At 34.8% G+C, this 20646-nt stretch carries 22 protein-coding genes; 21 read left to right on the top strand and 1 reads right to left on the bottom strand.

From position 1 onward, the window contains the following. The first annotated feature begins 153 nt into the window (after nt 1-153). The 8 genes from ACVWNY_RS07700 (at nt 154) to ACVWNY_RS07665 (ending at nt 8270) form a co-directional block, all read left to right on the top strand. A complete protein-coding gene (locus ACVWNY_RS07700) occupies nt 154-429 on the top strand; it encodes an HU family DNA-binding protein (protein WP_218325061.1) in 276 nt (91 codons plus the stop codon). Between the two features lie 127 nt (nt 430-556). Beyond that, nucleotides 557-1441, top strand: coding sequence for a helix-turn-helix transcriptional regulator (locus ACVWNY_RS07695; RefSeq protein WP_218325062.1), 885 nt, complete (start codon nt 557-559; stop codon nt 1439-1441). Nucleotides 1442-1508: 67 nt separating this feature from the next. Beyond that, on the top strand, nt 1509-2120 hold the full coding sequence (locus ACVWNY_RS07690; protein WP_218325444.1) for a GyrI-like domain-containing protein: 612 nt from the start codon (nt 1509-1511) through the stop codon (nt 2118-2120). 300 nt (nt 2121-2420) lie between these two features. Next, nucleotides 2421-3917: a ribosomal protection-like ABC-F family protein gene (gene abc-f, locus ACVWNY_RS07685; RefSeq protein ID WP_218325063.1), complete on the top strand. Its 1497-nt coding sequence runs from the start codon at nt 2421-2423 to the stop codon at nt 3915-3917. Nucleotides 3918-3985: 68 nt separating this feature from the next. Then, a complete protein-coding gene (locus tag ACVWNY_RS07680) occupies nt 3986-5044 on the top strand; it encodes a PI-PLC domain-containing protein (protein WP_218325064.1) in 1059 nt (352 codons plus the stop codon). Then, nucleotides 5037-6296 carry a tetratricopeptide repeat protein gene (locus ACVWNY_RS07675; RefSeq protein ID WP_218325065.1) on the top strand — a complete coding sequence of 420 codons (1260 nt, stop codon included), beginning with the start codon at nt 5037-5039 and terminating at the stop codon, nt 6294-6296. Before ACVWNY_RS07680 ends, ACVWNY_RS07675 begins: the two co-directional genes overlap by 8 nt. 4 nt (nt 6297-6300) lie before the next feature. After that, nucleotides 6301-6861, top strand: coding sequence for a YpiB family protein (locus ACVWNY_RS07670; protein ID WP_218325066.1), 561 nt, complete (start codon nt 6301-6303; stop codon nt 6859-6861). A gap of 191 nt (nt 6862-7052) precedes the next feature. After that, nucleotides 7053-8270, top strand: coding sequence for a CapA family protein (locus ACVWNY_RS07665; protein WP_218325445.1), 1218 nt, complete (start codon nt 7053-7055; stop codon nt 8268-8270). A gap of 70 nt (nt 8271-8340) precedes the next feature. On the opposite strand, the gene ACVWNY_RS07660 is transcribed toward ACVWNY_RS07665, so the two are convergent. Further along, nucleotides 8341-9228 (bottom strand): YitT family protein, encoded by an 888-nt coding sequence (locus ACVWNY_RS07660; RefSeq protein WP_218325067.1) that lies wholly within the window; start codon nt 9226-9228, stop codon nt 8341-8343. A gap of 115 nt (nt 9229-9343) precedes the next feature. On the opposite strand from ACVWNY_RS07660, the gene ACVWNY_RS07655 reads away from it, so the two are divergent. The 13 genes from ACVWNY_RS07655 to msrA all read left to right on the top strand — a co-directional run bounded on the left by ACVWNY_RS07655 (nt 9344) and on the right by msrA (nt 20645). Further along, a complete protein-coding gene (locus ACVWNY_RS07655; RefSeq protein WP_218325068.1) occupies nt 9344-9691 on the top strand; it encodes a nucleotide pyrophosphohydrolase in 348 nt (115 codons plus the stop codon). Continuing rightward, nucleotides 9688-10917, top strand: a complete 1230-nt coding sequence (locus tag ACVWNY_RS07650; protein WP_218325069.1) for a CCA tRNA nucleotidyltransferase — start codon at nt 9688-9690, stop codon at nt 10915-10917. Before ACVWNY_RS07655 ends, ACVWNY_RS07650 begins: the two co-directional genes overlap by 4 nt. After that, complete coding sequence (locus ACVWNY_RS07645) at nt 10901-11272, top strand: thioesterase family protein (protein ID WP_454071210.1); 372 nt, start codon at nt 10901-10903, stop codon at nt 11270-11272. The genes ACVWNY_RS07650 and ACVWNY_RS07645 overlap by 17 nt, the downstream gene beginning before the upstream one ends. A 60-nt stretch (nt 11273-11332) precedes the next feature. Further along, nucleotides 11333-11785, top strand: coding sequence for a hypothetical protein (locus ACVWNY_RS07640; protein ID WP_218325071.1), 453 nt, complete (start codon nt 11333-11335; stop codon nt 11783-11785). A 163-nt stretch (nt 11786-11948) separates the two neighbouring features. Further along, nucleotides 11949-12503 (top strand): MarR family winged helix-turn-helix transcriptional regulator, encoded by a 555-nt coding sequence (locus ACVWNY_RS07635; RefSeq protein WP_218325072.1) that lies wholly within the window; start codon nt 11949-11951, stop codon nt 12501-12503. Between the two features lie 74 nt (nt 12504-12577). After that, nucleotides 12578-14458 carry an ABC-F family ATP-binding cassette domain-containing protein gene (locus ACVWNY_RS07630; protein WP_454071209.1) on the top strand — a complete coding sequence of 627 codons (1881 nt, stop codon included), beginning with the start codon at nt 12578-12580 and terminating at the stop codon, nt 14456-14458. Continuing rightward, the gene (locus ACVWNY_RS07625) at nt 14459-15406 is read left to right on the top strand and encodes a thymidylate synthase (protein ID WP_218325074.1); all 948 of its coding nucleotides are present in this window, start codon (nt 14459-14461) and stop codon (nt 15404-15406) included. A 3-nt stretch (nt 15407-15409) separates the two neighbouring features. Continuing rightward, nucleotides 15410-15898: a dihydrofolate reductase gene (locus ACVWNY_RS07620; RefSeq protein WP_218325075.1), complete on the top strand. Its 489-nt coding sequence runs from the start codon at nt 15410-15412 to the stop codon at nt 15896-15898. Nucleotides 15899-16125: 227 nt separating this feature from the next. Then, entirely contained in the window at nt 16126-17559 is a 1434-nt protein-coding gene (locus tag ACVWNY_RS07615; protein WP_218325076.1) for a peptidoglycan amidohydrolase family protein, read from the top strand. A gap of 188 nt (nt 17560-17747) precedes the next feature. Next, the gene (locus ACVWNY_RS07610; protein ID WP_218325077.1) at nt 17748-18587 is read left to right on the top strand and encodes a DegV family protein; all 840 of its coding nucleotides are present in this window, start codon (nt 17748-17750) and stop codon (nt 18585-18587) included. 85 nt (nt 18588-18672) lie between these two features. Further along, entirely contained in the window at nt 18673-19530 is an 858-nt protein-coding gene (locus ACVWNY_RS07605) for an SGNH/GDSL hydrolase family protein (protein WP_218325078.1), read from the top strand. Beyond that, the gene (locus ACVWNY_RS07600; RefSeq protein ID WP_218325079.1) at nt 19531-20136 is read left to right on the top strand and encodes a YpmS family protein; all 606 of its coding nucleotides are present in this window, start codon (nt 19531-19533) and stop codon (nt 20134-20136) included. Beyond that, nucleotides 20136-20645, top strand: coding sequence for a peptide-methionine (S)-S-oxide reductase MsrA (gene msrA, locus ACVWNY_RS07595; protein ID WP_218325080.1), 510 nt, complete (start codon nt 20136-20138; stop codon nt 20643-20645). Before ACVWNY_RS07600 ends, msrA begins: the two co-directional genes overlap by 1 nt. Nucleotide 20646 lies beyond the last annotated feature (1 nt).

Below are 20646 nucleotides of genomic sequence, written 5' to 3'. Positions count from 1 at the left end.
GGTGATAATCGGCTAAAAACCTTGCTATCACAAGGTTCATATGCTATCGTAAAACAAGAATATTGACCAAATCAATATTTATGGTAACTGGACCACTCAGTTACTAAAAGATGTGCAAACATCAAATCATCACTCACGGAGGTGAAAATTTACATGGCAAACAAAGCAGAATTAATCGAAAAAGTTGCAGCTGCGACTGAATTAACTAAAAAAGACGCTACAGCTGCTGTTGATGCTGTATTTTCAAGCATTCAAGACGCTTTAGCTGAAGGTGAAAAAGTTCAGTTAATCGGTTTTGGTAACTTTGAAGTTCGTGAACGTGCTGCCCGCAAAGGTCGCAACCCACAAACTGGCGAAGAAATCCAAATCCCAGCAAGCAAAGTACCTGCGTTCAAACCAGGGAAAGCCCTTAAAGACGCAGTTAAATAATTGACGTCGTAGAACCCTTGTCTTACAAGGGTTCTTTTTTCTTTTTAAGAATTCCCTGATGTTTACAAAAATACATAAAAAAAAGCATCTAAAATACAATACATAGAAAAAAGTGAATGGAGTTTATATGGATAGTCGATTATTTCAAATTTTATATATTTTATTAGAAAGAGGAAGTATCACGGCAAAGGAATTAGCGGAAAAGTTTGAAGTATCTCCCCGAACAATTTATCGTGATGTGGATACTTTAAGTGGTAGTGGGATTCCAGTCTATGCTATGCAAGGCAAGGGTGGTGGTATTTTTATTAATGAAGATTTCGCTTTAAATCGTTCTGTGCTTTCAAAAGAAGAACAGCTTCAAATTTTAACTGCTGTTCAAGGTTTATCAATATTGCCTAGTACTTTTGATGATGACTTATTAACAAAACATGGAGGATTATTTCAGCACAGACAGGCTGGTTGGCTAGAAATTGATTTTTCCGATTGGGGACAAAAAAATCAAGAAGTATTCGTCAATATTCGTGAAGCGATTATTCATAAGAAAAGGCTGTGTATTTTATATTTGAGCCAAGAAGCTGTAGATTCAGAACGTACAGTTGAACCTTTCAAATTAGTTTTTAAACAAAATGCTTGGTACTTGTACGGCTACTGTTTAAAAAAAGAAGCGAATCGAATTTTTAAATTGAGTCGCATCAGGAAAGTTCAAATCTTAGATGAATATTTTTCACGAAACTATGAAGGGAAAATATTTGAATCTAAAGAAAGCCTTGCTTTACCAGAAACTCTAATAACTTTAAAATTTAAAAAGGATCAGCTATCTCAAGTGAAAGAAAATTATCAAAAATATACTCAATTGGGTGATGGTAGTTTATTGGTAAAAGAGAAATATCCGATATCTGAAGGCTTTTATGCTTTTATACTATCATTGGGGGCTAATGTTGAGGTTGTCGAACCATTAGATATTCGGGAAGAATTAATAAAAAGAATTCAAACAATGGCAAATAATTATTAAACTTGACATAAGGTGACATGTTTCACTTGTTATAATTATTTTATCTTATAGAAGTGAGGCGAGAATGATGAAATATGAATGGCGTAAACATGAGAAAGATTTATACAGTACAGTTAAGAAAACATTATTAGTAACTGTCCCAAAACAAAATTTTATAATGATTGATGGTGAAGGAGATCCCAATCAAACAGATTTTTCAGAACGAGTAGGTGTGCTTTTTTCTTTGGCCTATGCAATAAAAATGAATTATAAAAAGCTATGGGCTGATCCGAAAAATCTATATGACGATTTTACTGTTTTTCCATTGGAAGGGCTTTGGGATTCAAAAAATAGCCAAGATACTCGCGATAAAGCCAGTTATATTTATACGATTATGATTCAGCAGCCAGAATTTATTACATCAGAAATGTTTGAAAAAGCTTTATCTATGACCAAGAAGAAACCACATTCTCTACTTGATGAAATTTATTTTAATTCTATCGAAGAAGGAAAATGTGTGCAAATGCTACATGTTGGTCCCTTTGAGAATGAGGCAGCTACCTTTGAAAAAATGCACTTATTTATTGAAGATCAAAAATATCGCAGGAACGGTCATATGCATCGGGAGATTTATTTAAATGATGCGAGAAAAACACCACCAGAAAAGCGCAAAACTATTTTACGTTTTCCATTGGCTTGACCAGTAATAATAATCATGGTAACGTTAACATAAGAAATAGAAAGCGAGGAATCCCAATGAGATATTTCACCAAATAAGTAGAAGCTGCATTCAGACTAAACCAAGGATTTTCCAAGGGGACAGTGTGCAGATTTTTGAAAAATTGGTGGAACATATGATTTGAGGGATTTTAAGCAAAGGATCAGCTAGATTTTTTTGCTGTGTTAAAAACTCAAAATATAGATATGTTTAGGAGACACCGGTTTTTCATTAATAACTGGAGTCTTTTTTTGCTCCTTTTTTCAAAGGAAGTGAGCCAGTATGTCCAATATTAAAATTGAAAATTTGTCTTTTGGTTATGATCAAATGGGAACTTTATTATTTGATGATGCACAATTAATCATTGATGATCAATGGAAGCTAGGATTAGTAGGTAGGAACGGTCGCGGAAAAACTACATTTCTTAGAATTTTACAAAAGCAATTGCCTTATAGTGGAAGAATTCAGTATCAGATGATTTTTGATTACTTTCCCAAAACAATATCTGATGCGAAGCAGCTAACTTTTTATGCTTTATTAGAAATCCGGACATTTGAATTATGGCAGATGGAGCGAGAGTTAAATTTATTAGCCTGTGATCCAGAAGTTTTGTGGCGTCCCTTTGAGACCTTATCTGGTGGTGAACAGACCAAAGTATTGTTGGCCTTAATGTTTATTGAAGAAGGCCTTTATCCTTTGATTGACGAGCCGACCAACCACTTAGATGTAGTCGGTCGTAAACAGGTTGCAAATTATTTAAAGGAAAAAAGACAAGGGTATATTTTAGTTAGCCATGATCGCCAATTTTTAGATGAAACGGTCAATCATATTTTGGCGATTGAAAAAAATCAACTGGTATTATATCAAGGGGATTTTAGTACCTATGAAGATCAAAAGGCCCGTCAAGATGCTTTTGAACAAGCACAAAATATCAAACTGAAAAAAGAGATTTCGCGTTTACAGAAGACGGCAATTGAAAAAGCTGAATGGTCGAAAAATCGTGAAAAAGACAAACTAAATCAATCAAAAGGTTTTATTGATACTGAATATCGGCGGGTAAGCCCAGGTGCAATTGGTGCTGACGCTGCACGAATGATGAAACGATCAAAAGCCATTTTACAAAGAGTAGAAGGTCAAATCAGTGAAAAGTCACAGCTATTAAAAAATATTGAAACAGTTGATGGTTTAGAAATGAATTATCAGCCAAGTTATCATCAAAGAATATTACAAATGGAGAAGGTTGTGCTTACTTATCAACAAACTCCCCTTTTTGATCCAGTTAATATTGAATTATTTAAAGGGGAATGTTTAGCTATTACAGGAGCTAACGGAAGTGGAAAAACTTCATTATTGGCAGCAATTTTGCAGGAATTTAAAGGTAAACAAGCAGGGGAAATCCATTTACCTAAAGGTATCCAAATGAGCCATATTCGGCAAAATTATCAAGATAACTCTGGGACATTAGCAGCTTTTGCTGAAACAGAAGGGCTTGATTTTTCACAGTTTTTGAATAATCTCCGTAAATTAGGCATGGAACGCAATGTTTTTGAGAATAAAATTGAAGAAATGAGTATGGGACAACGAAAAAAAGTTGAAGTGGCTAAGTCTTTAGCTCAACCAGCTAATTTATATGTTTGGGATGAGCCGTTAAATTATTTAGACGTTTTTAATCAGAAACAACTATTAACATTGCTTAAAGAAGTTTCACCAACGATGATTGTAATTGAACATGATACTCGTTTTATTGAAGCAATTGCGGATAAAATTGTCTCGTTATAGCAGAAGTCACATTTGACTTCTGTTTTTTTAACCTTTTTTTGGTATGATAAGAAAGAGGTGGTGAGAAAATGGAAAGAACTTTTCAAAGAAAAGAACCAACTAAAATTTTCTATGGAAAAACTGTGGCTAGCTTATTTCGTTCAACTGACTTAAGGGATAGTCAAATTATTTTTTGCGGGAATCAACGCTACTATGATCATTTGGCTGAGAAACTGAATCAGTTTGTTCAAGCAGCAACTTCGGTTGATTGGTTTATTACAACCAATAATCGATATTGTAATGATTTTCGAACATTTGAAGATTTTATTTCCTTCATGAATCGATTCTCACCAAATAAAAAAATGATCATGATTGGCATCGGCAATCAAGGTGTGATGGAATTGATGAGTTTTTATCAACAAGTGGCAGTTTTTGATGTAGAACTTTGGTTGATTCCCTTATCACTACGTGCATTTGCTCAGTCTTTAAACAATCAAAGTCAAATTATTTCCCAAGAGAAAGTTCAAGCAGTTATGGCAACAGAAATTTCTCCTCAGAGAATTTTGTTCGATCAGACTTTAGCTGACCAACAAATTACTGGTAAAATAGTTGATTTATTAGTACTCATTCGATGTGGAATTGTTTTGGATTACCATTTTTTACAACAGGTTTTTCGAGCATTTCCCACTCGTCAAGTATTGAATACCAAATCCTCAGCGGCATTTATTGATGCAGTCATTGATTTTTATCAAGATAGCCGAACAGAATTGGCCAGTTTTGATGAAATTTTTACCGCAGCATTTTTTCAAACAGAAAACGGACATTTGTTATCAGATAGTATGAAAAATCAGTTTGGGCTACTTTTTGCTTTCTTTTGGAATGGTCAAGTCGCGAAACTTGATTTTAATTTCAAAAATTTTATGATATGGTTGATGCAATTAGATTTTCCAGTTCTCTTGCCGGCGGCGATTTCTTTAGCTGATTATGGCGAGCAAGTAGTTATTATGGCAAAAGGAAAAGGTTCGTTAGGATTAGCCGAGGTAGGGAAAACAAATGGGTATCAAGCAGTGACAGAAGTGCAATTGGATCGTGCTTTTGCAAACTACACAAAAGTATTAAAAGAAATTAGAGGGACAATCAATGAATAGTTATAGTGAAAAAATGTTAGATGCTTTAAGAAATGAAGATTTAGCAAAAGCTCAAGAGATGTTTCAAGCAGCATTGAAAAATGATTCGGCAGAAATATTAGCCAGTTTGGCCCAAGAATTACAGAATTTAGGATTTTTAACAGAAGCTCGTGAAATTATAACGCAGTTGTTGGAAGAATTTCCTGAGGAAGATTATTTTTATTTATCGTTAGCTGAAATGGCGATTGAAGATGACGAGATCGATCAAGCTTTTGAATATCTTGAAAAGATTCCGATGGATAGCCCTAATTATTTAGAAAGTTTATTAGTTACTGCTGATTTATATCAGGTTCTAGGCATTCCTGAGGTTAGTGAAGCAAAATTGTTACAGGCCAAAGCGATAGCACCTGAGGAAACATTGATTACTTTTGCTTTAGGCGAGCTACATTTTGCCAACAACCAATTAGGTGAAGCGATTGCTGAATATGGTCAACTACAAAAACAAGGAATTAATGAAGTCGCAAATATTTCGTTAAATGAACGGATTGGCAGTGGGTATAGTTTGTTAGGCGGTTTTGAAGAGGCGATACCTTTTTTAAAAGCAGCTATTGATGAAGAAAGCACCTCTGATCGATTGTTCCAATTAGGCTTTACTTATTATCAACTGAAAGAATATCAACAAGCTATTATTTATTTTGAAGAAGTTCAAAAAATGGATCCAGAATATCAAAGTGTTTATTATTATTTAGCAGACAGTTTGAAAGAAGAAGAATTAGTAGAAGAAGCTTTGAAAATTGCTGAAGCAGGAATAAAAGAAAATCCTTATCAGGTGGAAACTTTACATTTGGCTTCCGAATTGGCTTATCGTTTACATAATCGAGAAAAATCTGAAGACTATTTAGACCAAGCTCTAAGTACAGGTGAAAAAGTCGATGAAACATTGTTAACATTGAGCAATCTATTTTTAAATGAAGGTGAACCTGAAGAAGCGATTCAAGCGATTAGTAAAATGGATGAACAAGACAATCCATATGCTTTATGGAATTTAGCACAAGCCAATGACGAGCTAGAAGAATATGCTGAAGCTGGTAAATATTATCAATTGGCCTATGAAGAATTAAAGCAAGAAGCAGAGTTTTTGAAGGCTTACGGATTATTTTTGAGAGAAGAAGGCCAATTAGCGCAAGCAAGACAGGTGTTAGCAGATTATTTAGCATTGGAACCAGAAGATATTGAGGTGCAATCGATTTTACAAGATTTATTAGAGAGGTGATCAGATGGTAGATGTAGCAGATAAAAGAGAATTTTTAGTTTGGCTAATCAATAATGTCCCTTTTCAAAGAAGAGAGGTTGTCTGGATTTTAAATTATTTAATTAATCACGAGGCTATTTTAAAAAACGTCCATGTGGTGGAGCAAGCGGAAAAAACTGAGCGAGGAATTGTTTTTCGTGATGCTAGTCAAGAAAAGATGGAACCAATGATGTTGACTGTCTCTGGACAAAATTTTGCTAGTAGTGATCAAATTTTTCATGAAATTCGTCTCCATTGGCAACAACCCTTATATATAGAATGTATTTTTCCGAACCCTTGGCAAAATGCGCTATATTTATCTGTCTTAGAAGATAATCCAGCTATCTCCTGGAATGATTCTGTCAGTGCCGAAACGATCAATGAAGTAGAATCGTATATGGAAAAAGAAGCTCAACAAGCGACTTTGAAACATTTATATCAGCAAATCGATCAAGCTCTAGAAGATGGCGATCAAGATACTTTTGTCGAGCTATCCAATGAAATCAATCGTTTAAAATTATTGATTAAAGAAAAAGAAGTTCAATAAAAAACTAAGCAAAAAGGATAATCAACTCTTGTCCTTTTTGCTTATATTGAATGAATAAGGTGAAAAATTTTGACAACAATTTAGAAATGTTTAGAGCGTCACTCTAGGGGGAAAGAGTAGTGAGATGGGATCGGATTTTTAACAAGCGATATTTAAAATCAATCTTAAACGTGAATCATTTAGATAAAAACATGAAACGAGTTCAAAGAGTCGCCAGAAAAAGAAGAATCGACATGATCTTTTGGCTAAGTTTAGGGTTACTTAGTTTGATAATGTTAGGGATTCGTTTTAGTGAAGCTAATACACAAACGAATGAACCAACAAATACACCAGTAGTTACTAAAAAAAATGAACAAAAAGCGACCATCACAGCAAGCGGAGATATGCTGTACCATGATATTTTATTCAGAAGCGCCTATGATGGTTCCGGCTATGATTTAGACAATGATTATGCTCAAATCAAGCCAATTCTAAAAGAAGCGGATTTGTCTTTAGGAGACTTTGAAGGAACGATTAATCCTGACTGGCAATTAAGTGGTTATCCGATGTTTAATGCCCCAGAAGAAGTAGCAGACAGCATTAAAGAGGCGGGATTTGATGTTGTTGACTTGGCCCATAATCATATTTTGGATACTGGACTAGCAGGACTGAAATCAACGGCTGCAACTTTTAAAAAGATTGGTATTGATCCTATTGGTGTAGAAACGGATCAAGCAGATGCAATGGTCATTAAAGAAGTTAACGGCATAAAAATCGCTTTGCTCGCATATTCTTATGGTTTTAATGGTATGGAAGCTACTTTGACTAAAAAACAATACAATCAATATTTGAGAGATTTGGATATGGAAAAAGTTGCCGCTGATTTGAAAAAAGCTGAAGAAGTGGCAGATATTACAATCGTCATGCCCCAATCCGGAGTGGAGTACTCATTAGAACCAACTAAAGAACAACAAAAAAATTATCGTAAAATGATCGACTTAGGAGCAGATATTATTTTTGGCGGACATCCCCATGTAGCAGAACCGACTGAAATTATCGAAAAAGATGGTGAAAGAAAGTTTATTATTTATTCGATGGGCAATCTTATATCCGATCAACGTTTTGAAAGTGTAGGAGATTACTGGACTGAACGCGGAGTAATTATGGAGGTCGAGATTACTAAAAATGATGGAGGAACCAAACTAACTAAGGTAAAAGCTCATCCAACTTGGGTAGATAAAGAACCAATTGCTGGTCGCTTTTATCAGCACCCAGAATATGGAACAGTCCAAGCGCAAGATTATCAAGTTTTTTTAGCTGAAAATTATCTTCCTAAGGGTAAATATGCAGATACGGTTCCAGAAATAAAAAGACAGCGAATTGAAACTGCCTATTATCGCATGTTGGATTTACTAAATATCCAATGGTAAAAATATCGAATCCTATATAACAACATAAAAAAATCCAAGTCAGTATAAAAAATTTACTGACCTGGATTTTTTAGTTTTTCTTCAAAAAGAATTTTCTACGCTGTGGCTTGAGGTAAGTGAATCCTTCTCCTACCACATCATGAACATTTGAAATAGAGATAAAGGCCTTTTCATCCACAGTATGAATAATTTTCTTTACTTCATTCATTTCTTGAGGAGAAACAATAATATAAATAATTTTTTTCAAATCAGATGAAAAGCCGCCTTCACCATGAATATAAGTGACACCTCGCTCTAAATGATCCATTAAAATTTGAGCGATTTCTTCGTTTCGATTAGAAATAATCATTACACCTTTAGCAGCGTAACCGCCAGATGATAGCATATCGACGACCTTACTAAAGACAAAGGAAACAATTAAAGTATACATCATGCGCTTTAAATCTAAATAAGTTAGAGACAATAGCAATACAATCACATCAAAGATTAGTAATGATTTACCCATTGTAAAACCAATTTTTTGTTCTAATATGCGAGCAATCACATCGGCACCACCAGTAGTTCCACCGTAACGATAAACCAAGCCACTACCAAAGCCTGCGAATAAACCAGCAAGTAGTGAAACAATAAATAAATCGTGGTCTAAATTAATCACAAGAGGTACCCGCTGCCAAATCCATAAAAAGACAGATAAACAAACTGTTCCTAAAATCGTGTAATAAAATGACCGTTTGCCTAGAACTTTACCGCCAATTAAAATCAGAGGAATATTAATCAGTAAAGTTGTATAGGCTGGATCGATACCAAATAATGCACGGATGATTAAAGTGATACCAGTCACTCCACCTTCAGCCAAATGATTCGCGATATTTAAGTAAACCAAACCAAATGCATAAATTGCCGTTCCGCCAACAATGAAGAAAATTTCTTTCACACGGGTTGATGTTGATGTTTCCATTGTGTCCTCCTTTTAGATGTTTTCCACCTTCAAACTTATCATGAAAAAGCAGGACTTACAACATCAGGATAGGAAAGAAAAGCGTTTTTTGATAAGATAGTTCTGAGGTGGTTTGATGGAACAAAAAACATTAGCAAAAATGCAAATAGAAGTTGATCAATATATTCAACAATTTAAGACTGGTTATTTTTCACCCTTAGCACAAATGGCTAGATTAACTGAGGAAGTGGGTGAACTTGCTCGAGAAATTAATCATTATTATGGTGAGAAACCTAAAAAAGATACAGAGGCAATTATTTCTGTTGAAGAAGAATTAGGAGACGTTTTATTTGTTACTTTAATTATGGCGAATTCATTAGACATTGACTTGACGAAAAGTTTTAATCAAAATATGGCGAAATTTAATCAACGAGATGCTTATCGCTTTGAACGTAAAGATGGACAGACAGGTGAGACAAAATGAAATTAGAAAATTTACCGTTGGAGTTTCAAGGAGCGATGCCGATTTTACGAAAACTACAAGAAGCGGGATATGAAGCTTATTATGTTGGTGGTAGCGTGCGAGATATTCTTCTGAATAAACCCATACATGATGTGGATATTGCTACTAGTGCTTTTCCAGCAGAAGTAAAAGCTTTATTTCGAAAAACTATTGATGTCGGTATTCAACACGGCACAGTCATGGTTATTACAAAGGAAGAAACTTATGAAGTGACGACTTTTAGAACAGAATCAACCTATCAAGATTATCGTCGTCCAGACCATGTTGAGTTTGTACGTTCGCTGAAAGAAGATTTAAAACGTCGGGATTTTACAATCAATGCTTTGGCAGTGGGAATAAATGGTGAAGTGATTGATTTATTTGATGGCCTGAATGATTTACGAAATAAAGTTTTACGGGCAGTTGGTAACCCTTACGAACGATTTCATGAAGATGCGCTACGGATGATGAGAGCTTTACGTTTTGTTAGTCAACTAGGATTTAATTTACAAAGGGAGACTTTTGATGCGATTAGTGAATATCATTCTTTGCTGGCAAAAATTTCAGTTGAACGAATAAATATGGAGTTTGTCAAATTATTAATGGGTTCTTTTCGTCAAGCAGGGATGCGCTCGTTTGTGGAATCAGAATGCTATATCTATTGCCCAGGTCTAAGAGCCTACGGTGAAGGATTATTGAGTTTTGCAGAGTTAGTAGGGCCAGCCATTCCACTAGAAAGCCAAGCTTGGACGTTGTTAATTGATCAAATTCATTTGCCGGAGGACAAAATTCGTTCTTTTTTAAAAGAATGGAAATGTTCCAATCAAGTCATTAAAGATGTGCAGCAGATGGTTCCCGCTTTAAAGTATCGCAAAGAAAATGAATGGACAGCTTGGAAATTATATCAAATCGGACGAGAATTGGCCTTATCAGTGGATTACTTATTATATTATTTTGATCAAACACCTAACTTGTCCAAGATTCGGATGATGTATCAGACTTTACCGATTCACTCTTTAAAAGATGTAGTAATCAAAGGAAATGATTTGTTTTCACTATTTGACCGACCTAAAGGACCTTGGATTAATGAAGTATTACGAGCAATTGAAAAGGGAATTGTCGAAGGAGAATTAAAAAATCAAGAGAAATCACTCATTCAATTTGCCCAAAAATATTTAGAAGAGGTGGATAATGGAAAAATTGACTAAAGAGTTTGTAGTTTCGGCAACAGATACAGCAGAAAAATTAGGTTCGGGTGATCTAGCCGTTTTGGCAACACCATGTTTGGTAGCAATGATGGAAAACACCGCAAAAAATATGTTGGATTTAGCTAGTAATATGACTAGTGTTGGTTTTATTATGGAGATGAAACACCTAGCTCCCAGTCCAGTAGGAGCTCAAATAATCGTTACTGCTGAAATTCTTGAGAGAGGTGAGCGAACAGTTGATTTCACTCTCTCTGCTTATGCTGGAGATACATTAATCGCCACAGCAAATCATCAAAGAGTCATCGTGAATCGCTTGAAATTTATGGAAAAAATTCAAAATAAGCCAATCATGTGACCGTTTACTGCTACTTATGCTAGAATTAGTTTATCTTATAGATGTAAGGAGAATGCAAAAATGGCAAGAGAAATGAGTGCTTTAAAATTTTATTTCCGTAATGGGGAAACTTGGACAATTGACCGTCGCTACATTGGCGATTTATGGATTAAACAAATTACAACAAGTTATGGTCGGATTAATGGTAGTGAGTTTGTGGAAATTCACCCAGTTGCTGGTTTCAAAATTGAAATCTATCAAGAGGGCGATCATGTCCAAACATCTGATATTAACTTAGGTGGTTTAGAATTAGGCATGTTCGAAAGAGCCCATAAATTCCAAGATATTGAAAGAATGGAAATCATTTTCCGCAGTGGTAAACCTGATATTGTTTATTTCCCATACAAAGAAAAAGATGCTGATGGTTTAGACAATGTTTATCAATCAATTAAATTCTCTGAAAAAACTAAGAGCTTATACATCGTTATTGACCCAGAAAAAGATGTAGATAGTACGTATCCTGACAAATTTTAAATCCTAAAAGACAGAATTTTCGTAATTCTGTCTTTTTTGTATAAGAAATTATTAAGGTACCATAATAAAAAGAGGAATATTGTTGCAAAAATAGTAAGGTACCTGTATTATATAAACATAAGGTACCTGAAAAAAATAATAACCTTAAGAGGAGATTTTTATTATGGAAAACAATTTAAACGAACAATTCATGAAAATGCAACATGATTTGAGAAGATATTTTCATCGTCAAAGAGCAAAAAACCATGGATTAGAAGCGCATCAAGGACAAGGGCGAGTGTTAGCCTTACTAAAATTACATCCAGAAATTTCGCAAAAAGATTTGATCTTTGTACTAGGATTACGTCCCCAATCTGCTGGAGAATTAATTCAAAAATTAACTGATAAGGGTTGGGTAACTCGTGAGGCATCAGAAGAAGATCGTCGGGCCATGATTGTTAAGCTAACTGATTTGGGTCGCGAAGAGGCTGAAAAAATCGGTCAACGTCCTGATATTACGACAGAACTATTTGTAGATTTTACTGATGAAGAAAAAATGCAATGGTCGACTTTAGTTGACAAATTAAACCAAAAACTTGAAGAAGAATTGGCAGGTGAAGAAGATTCATTTGAAGATGGACCACACGGACATCATGGTAAACCTCATGGACATCACGGACCGCATCATCGCCATCACCATCACCATCATGGTCATGGACCACACTGTCATAGAGATTAATTTCGCAAGAGAAGGAGATGCCATCCTTCTCTTTTTTTGTTACAATGAGTTGAATAAATCTAAAGGTGGCTATCATGAAAGAATTAAAAGTAACAAACTTGCATAAAACTTTTGGGGATAAAACATTGTTTGATCACATTTCTTTTTTAATTCACGAAAAAGATCGTATTGGTTTGATCGGTGTTAACGGTACTGGCAAATCGAGTTTGCTTGCCATTTTAGCTGGTTTAGATAGTGGCGATGGAGATATTTCAGCGATTGAGAAGGCTAGTGATTATCGCATTGGCTTTTTGACTCAAGCACAAGAATTTCCACCTGATGAATCAGTTTTGGAAGTTGTTTTTGCAGGGAATAATCCCTTAATGCAAACAGTTCGTCAATATGAAAAAGCCTTAATAAATTTAAATTCCGACGGTAGTAATCAACAGTTTCAGGAAGAATTTTCTAATGCTGAAGAAGCAATGAATAAACAAGATGCTTGGACAGCCGATAGTGAAGCGAAAGCGATCTTAAATAAGTTGGGAATTGATACCTTACATAAAAAAATAAGTGAATTATCTGGTGGACAGAAAAAAAGAGTGGGTTTGGCACAAGTATTAATTGATGCACCTGATTTACTTTTGTTAGATGAACCAACTAACCATCTAGATTATCAAGCGATTACTTGGTTAGAAAATTATTTGAAAAACTATCAAGGTGCCCTTCTAATGGTGACTCATGATCGTTACTTTTTAGATCGTGTAACCAATCGTATCTTTGAATTGTCATTTGGAAAACTCTATGAGTATCAAGGGAATTATGAATATTATGTAGCTGAAAAGGCAGAGCGAGATCGGATTGCTGGGGAACAAGAAGGCAAGCGAAAACAATTATTTAAACAAGAATTGGCTTGGATGCGTGCTGGTGCAAAGGCTCGAACAACCAAACAACAAGCACGGATTAATCGTTTTGAAGATTTAAAAGAAAATTTGAATCAAGTGCAAACTGATGGGAAAATTGAAGTAAATATTGCTACAAATCGTCTCGGGAAAAAAGTTTTAAAACTTGAAGATGCGAATTATGCGATCAATGGTAAAATTTTGTTAGAGCATTTTAATTTATTAATTCAGGCCAATGAACGTTTGGGTATCACCGGAAAAAATGGTGCTGGAAAATCAACGCTATTAAATATTTTAGGTGGTCGACTTGAATTAGATAGTGGTATTTATGAGATTGGTGAAACTGTTCATTTGGCTTATTACACTCAGGAAAATGAAGTAATTGATCCTAACAAACGGATGATTGCTTATTTACAAGAAGTTGCCGAAGAAGTTAAGCAAAATGATGGGAACCAAATTAGTGTGGCTGAATTATTGGAAAGATTTCTATTTCCAAGATCAATGCATGGCACATTGGTTGGCAAACTTTCAGGTGGCGAAAAACGACGTTTGTATTTGTTGAAATTATTAATTCAACAACCTAATGTCTTGTTATTAGATGAACCGACAAACGACTTAGATATTGCGACTTTGACAGTTTTAGAAGATTATTTGCAAGATTTTTCGGGTGCCGTTATTACTGTGTCTCACGATCGTTATTTCTTAGATAAAGTGACTGACAAACTCTTAATTTTCGAAGGTGAAGGCAAGATTATAAGTACTTTAGCGAGCATTATGGATTATTTAAAAGAGACAGAGGAGTCGACAAAAGTCATAAAAGCTGTTAAAAATGAGACAAAAGAAAAATCAAAAAAGAAGAAATTGTCATATAATGAACAAAAAGAGTGGGCAACCATTGAAGATCGTATTGCCAAGTTAGAAGAAAAAATCGAACAATTAACCGAAGATATGAACCATCAAGGAGAAGATTTTTCTAAATTACAGTCATTACAAAAAGAAATTGATCAAACTGAAATAGATTTAGAGGAACAAATGAATCGTTGGGAATATTTATCTGAAATAGTGGAGGAAAGCTAAATGGAACAAGCATATCTAGATTTAGGTCGTAAATTATTAGAAGAAGGTCATCAGAAAGGTGATCGTACTGGAACAGGTACCAAAAGTATTTTTGGTTATCAAATGCGTTTTGACTTAAGTGAAGGGTTCCCATTATTAACGACCAAACGGGTACCATTTGGTTTGATCAAAAGTGAATTGTTATGGTTTTTAAAAGGAGACACCAATATTCGTTATTTATTACAGCATAATAATCATATTTGGGACGAATGGGCTTTCGAGCGTTATGTTTCTTCAGAAGATTATACAGGACCTGATATGACGGATTTTGGTCGCCGTGCTTTATTGGATGAAGCTTTTAATGAAAGCTATCAAAAAGAATTAAAAGAATTTTGTCAAAAAATATTAGATGATGAAAAATTTGCTGAAAAATATGGAGAATTGGGTAATATTTATGGTTCACAATGGCGTCATTGGCAAACAAAAGATGGTGGTTTTATTGATCAAATCAGTAATGTAATTGAGATGATTAAAACGACACCTGATTCTCGCCGTTTAATTGTATCAGCATGGAATCCTGAAGATGTACCAACAATGGCGTTGCCTCCTTGCCACACGATGTTTCAGTTTTATGTGAATGATGGCAAATTAAGCTGTCAATTATATCAACGAAGTGCTGATGTATTCTTAGGTGTTCCGTTTAATATCGCGAGTTACGCATTATTGACCCATTTAATCGCCCACGAAACAAACCTTGAAGTTGGCGATTTTGTTCATACTTTAGGGGACGCGCATCTTTATTCAAATCACGAAGAACAAATGAAAGAACAATTATCTAGAAAACCGCAAGCTTTTCCTAAATTAATTTTGAATCAAGAAAAAGAATCTGTCTTCGATTTTGAGATGGACGATATAAAAGTTGAAGGATATACACCGGCAGCTGCGATTAAAGCACCGGTGGCGGTATAAACTATGTTAGTTGCAATCTGGGCACAAGATCAGAACGGCTTAATTGGTAAAAAAGGAAAACTACCTTGGCGTCTGCCAGCAGATTTGAAGTTTTTCAAGGAAACAACAGAAAATCAGACAATTGTCATGGGGAGAAAAACCTTTGTCGGGATGAATAGTCGTCCGTTACCTAATCGCAAAACAATTATTTTAACTCGCGATACAGCCTACCATGCTGAGGGTGTTGAAGTTATGCATTCAATAGAAGATATTATGACATTCGCTGAAGCAATGGAAGACGATGTTTTTATTTGTGGAGGCTCAACTATTTATCAGGCACTGTTACCTCATTGCCAAAAAATATTACGAACACTTATCTATGAAAACTTTACAGGCGATGCTTTTTTTCCAGCACTTGATTGGGATAATTTTATGCTTTTAGAAAGAAGAGTTGGAACTAAAGATGAAAAAAATCCTTATGACTACCAGTTTGAAAGCTACCTGCGAAAATAAAAATCGATGATAAAAACTGCTTTAAATAGTTTTTATAATATGCTAGTCTAAAAATGGTCCATTTTATTTTTTAATCAAAAATTTGATTGAGCAAATATAAGACTAGCGTACATATTTAAGGCTAATATTTTTAGTAGTTTTAACTGGTATGAAGCTGGCAATTTTAATTGCCAGCTTTTTTTAATAAATCTATTTTTATTAAAAAGAGTTTAAAAGGGGGAGAAAAAGTGCATAAAGAAATAGATCACATTGAAAAAAAACGGTTTAAAATGTACAAAGCTGGAAAAAAATGGCTGATTGCGCCAATTATTTTCTTTGGGTTACTGGGATTGAGCATTGCTTCTACCAGTCAAGAAGTTGCAGCTGCTGAAACCGAAGCTGTTACAAATTTTTCCGCTGACAGTATTGCAGAAATAGTTGATTTAACCAATCAAGCTATGTCTCCACTTTCTGATACCGAAGCAATTGTCGTAGAATCTCAATCAACTGAATCACTCGAATTCAATCACGAGTCCAAAGAAGATGAATCAACTCAAGCAGTTTCATCAGAAGAAACACTTGATCCAACGGTAGCTGAATCGAATTCAGAACAACCTGATTTAGAAAATACGCCTTTAAATAGTAATACGAATGAAGTAAGTAATGAACAATCGGTTGAAAAAGTACCTAATAATACGAATACATCTACTCAATCAGCTGCTAAAGAAGCGACCAACACAAATGACCAACCGATTGAAGATTTAAACAAAGTAACTACGGTAGACACGATGGATGAAATAAGTGAACCCGACCCAAAAGTATTGGGGGGAACTGTCGATAATGCGCAACCAGCTGAGCAAATTCCAGTTTATCGGGTATACAATCCTCATTCAGGTGAGCATTTTTATACAAAAGATACGAATGAACGAGACTATTTAGTAAGTATTGGCTGGCAAGATGAAGGTATCGGTTCTTATAGTGTTACCGAAGGGAATGAATTGTACCGCGTCTATAATCCTAACTCTGGTGAACATCACTATACTTTATCGCGAGGAGAAATTGATGCATTAATTATAGCTGGTTGGCAGGATGAGGGAATTGCTTGGCTGACAGCAACTGATGGATTATCAGTTTATCGGTTGTTCAATCCAAATGCTCGCAATGCTGGGTCACATCACTATACGGTAGATCTCAATGAAAGAAATCAATTACTAAAATTAGGTTGGAAAAATGAAGGAATCGCATATTATTCTGCTGGAAATAGAGCTAGAATCGATAAAGTTCTTGATTGGTTTTATCAACGACAAGACAATGTAACTTATTCGATGCAAAATCGAAAAGGTCCAAGTTCATATGATTGTTCTAGTGCGGTTTTTTATGCTTTAATTGAGAGCCATTACTTACCGTCAGATCATCGAATTGGTAATACGGAAGACTTATTTGCATTAATAGATATTTTGTTTGTTCCAATAACAAGAGATCAAGTAAAAAAAGGTAGCCTATTTATTTCCGGCGTACAAGGAAGTTCTGGTGGAGCAAGCGGTCATACAGGATTTGCCACAGGCAACGGAACGATTATTCATTGCAATTATGATGATAATGGTATTACAGAAACAGAAATCGATGGACGTACCGGTAGTCCTGTTTTTTGGTTTGACTTAAAAGATATTTATAGCGATTAGTGATTGCATAAAAAGTATTTGAGAATTTTTAATTTTTCAAATAAAATGGAAAATGGGTCGATAATTCAAGCCCATTTTTTTGAAAGTGTTTCAAGTTTTTATAAGAAGACTTCGCGACCAATGATTTATTTTTGCGTGTCTGTTATACTGGTAAATGTGTAAATGTTCTATGAGAAAGAAGGATAGAGATGTCTAAAGTAAAAATAGTTACCGATTCGTCTTGTACCATTGAAAAAAGTGTGCGGGATGATTTAAATATTACAATGATTCCATTATCAGTGATGATTGATGATGTGGTTTATCCCGATGATGATAATTTAAGTGGCGAAAAATTTATGGATATGATGGCAGGGGCAAAGAGTTTACCTAAAACTAGTCAGCCACCAATTGGTTATTTTGCTGAACTTTATGATGAATTGGGTAAAGATGGTAGCCAAATTATTTCTATTCATATGGTTCATACTTTAAGTGGGACTGTTGAAGCAGCTCGCCAAGCAACTTTTTTAACTAGTAGTGATGTCACTGTAATTGATAGTGGTTTCATTGATCAAGGATTATCTTTTCAAGTTATTCGAGCAGCTGAAATGGCAAACAATGGTGCATCAGTTGAAGAAATATTAGCAGCTATTGGTAAAATTAAGGAAAATAGCTATTTGTTTATTGGTATTTCTTCGCTAGATAATTTGGTAAAAGGTGGCCGGGTTTCTCGAGCCAAAGGTGTTATTTCAAACGTATTAAACATGCGAGTGATTATGGAATTAGAAAATGGGTTACTCACGCCCATCGTTAAAGGCCGAGGGAAAAAAACTTTCACCAAGTGGTTTGAAAATTTCAAAGATGAATTAAGTAAATTTACCATTAGAAAAATCGGTATCTCACATACCGGCAAAACAGAATTCATTGAAGAAGCCAAACAAGCATTACAAGAAATGTTTCCTGATATGGAAATTCCAGTTCTGCATACAAATCCAATTGTAGCGACACATGCTGGTAAAGAAGCTTTTGCCATCATGTATTATACTGAATAAAAATTTTGGAGCTGAGTCAAAGTCCTAGCGACTTTTGCTCAGCTTTATTTGTAAAATTATCAATGAAAAGAGGCATCTTCTCTAAATGAAAAGCGTGAATATAAAAAAATTTCTACCAGTTATTGTTCCAATTATTACAGCATTGATAGTTTTGCTTAGTTTAAATCTGCTCTTACCTAAGGCCCAGCCAAAGTTAAAATTTTCTGCGGATAATACAAAGCAAAATTATAAAGAAACGATCCATTTTGTTGCTGTTGGAGATTCTTTGACTGAAGGTGTAGGTGATGAAACCGGTGATGGTGGTTATGTGCCAATAGTAGCTAATGAATTAAAGGAACACTATGATTTGTCTACTGTCCAAAATGAAAATTTTGGAGTTGCGGGTGAACGCAGTGATCAAATTTTAAAACGAATCAAAAAGGATGATGATTTGCAAACAAGTCTTGCTAGTGCTGATTTGATAAGTATTACTGTTGGGGGTAATGATTTAATGCAAAGCTTCCAAAAAAAGATTAACGCAAAAAAATCCAGTGCTTTTAACGGAGCAATAAAAAAATACGACAACAATATTCAAGATATTATGGATGAGATTAGAGAGCTAAATAAAGAAGCACCTATCTACATAGTTGGTATTTATAATCCGTATTATCTAAATTTTTCAAATATAAAAATTATGCAAGAAGTTGTTGATAATTGGAATGAATCAACAAAAGAAATCATTGCAGATAATCAGAATACTTTCTTTATTCCAGTAAATGATTTACTTTATAAAGGTTATAAAACCGCAAATTCTGATAGTGAGGATAATTCAGTCAAAAATAATCTCTTGTCTGACGATGATAGTTTCCATCCTAATAATACTGGTTATCACATCATGGCTGAGGCGATTAGTCAGGAAATGGTCAAGAGTCATAATTTGTGGTTGTTGAAGGAGAATGAATAAATGAAGAAACCAAAAAATATATGGAAATGGGCTTTTTTGATATTAATAGGTCTGATCTTAGGTAGTGGTATTTTTTTAGGTACTAGAATCTTTTCTCAACGAGAAACCAATCTACCACCAGCTAGTGAAGTGACCGTCACAAAAGGTACGTCAGTAGTAACCATGAACACGAATAAGAAAAAATTGAACACTTTAATGTCTTATTTTTTAAATAATTTTCAAAAAGATTCCGATGTTAAATATCAGTTTTATTTAGAAGATGAGGCTTTATTAACTGGAGAGTTTCCGATTTTAGGGACAAAAGTAGAGTTCAGTCTTTATTTTGAACCGTATGTGATGACGAATGGCAATGTCCAATTAAAAGCAACTGATTTATCCATCGGAACTTTGAATTTTCCAGTGCAGCAAGTTATGTCCTTGGTTGAAAAAAGTTATGATTTTCCTGAATGGGTGGAAGTCAATCCTAGTGAGCAAACAATGACGATCAAATTAAATCAATTTAAACTGCAAAACGATATGTACGTGAAAGCAGATCATATTGATTTAGTTGGCGACGATATTCAATTTAGTTTATACTTACCGTCAGATGAAGGAGATGGTGAGTAATGGAAAAAGCAATCTTTGCTGGCGGCTGTTTTTGGTGTATGGTTCAGCCATTTGATAGTTTAGCGGGCATTGAATCAGTTGTTTCAGGCTATACTGGTGGAACAACTGAAAACCCAACTTATCAGCAAGTTAAAAAAGGAGATACGGGACACACTGAGGCAGTTGAAATTACTTTTGACCCGACAATTTTTAGTTATCGAAAATTGTTAGAAGTGTACTGGCAACAAACGGACCCAACCGATGCTTTTGGCCAGTTTGAAGATCGCGGGGACAATTATCGACCAGTGATTTTTTATCAAAGTGAAGAACAAAGACGTGCAGCGGAAAAAAGTCGCCAAGCCTTGGCAGACAGTGGCCGTTTTAATGAGCCAATTGTCACAACGATTGAACCGGCACAAATTTTTTATGCTGCTGAAATGGAACATCAAGACTATTATCAAAAAGAGCCAGAGAATTTTTCAAAGAATCATGCCATTCGAGAAGATTTCCTAGATCAAAATTGGAGGTAAA

Source organism: Enterococcus sp. JNUCC 77 (assembly GCF_054819945.1).
Note: the sequence above shows the minus strand (reverse complement) of the source record. Positions and strands in the feature narration are given on the sequence as shown.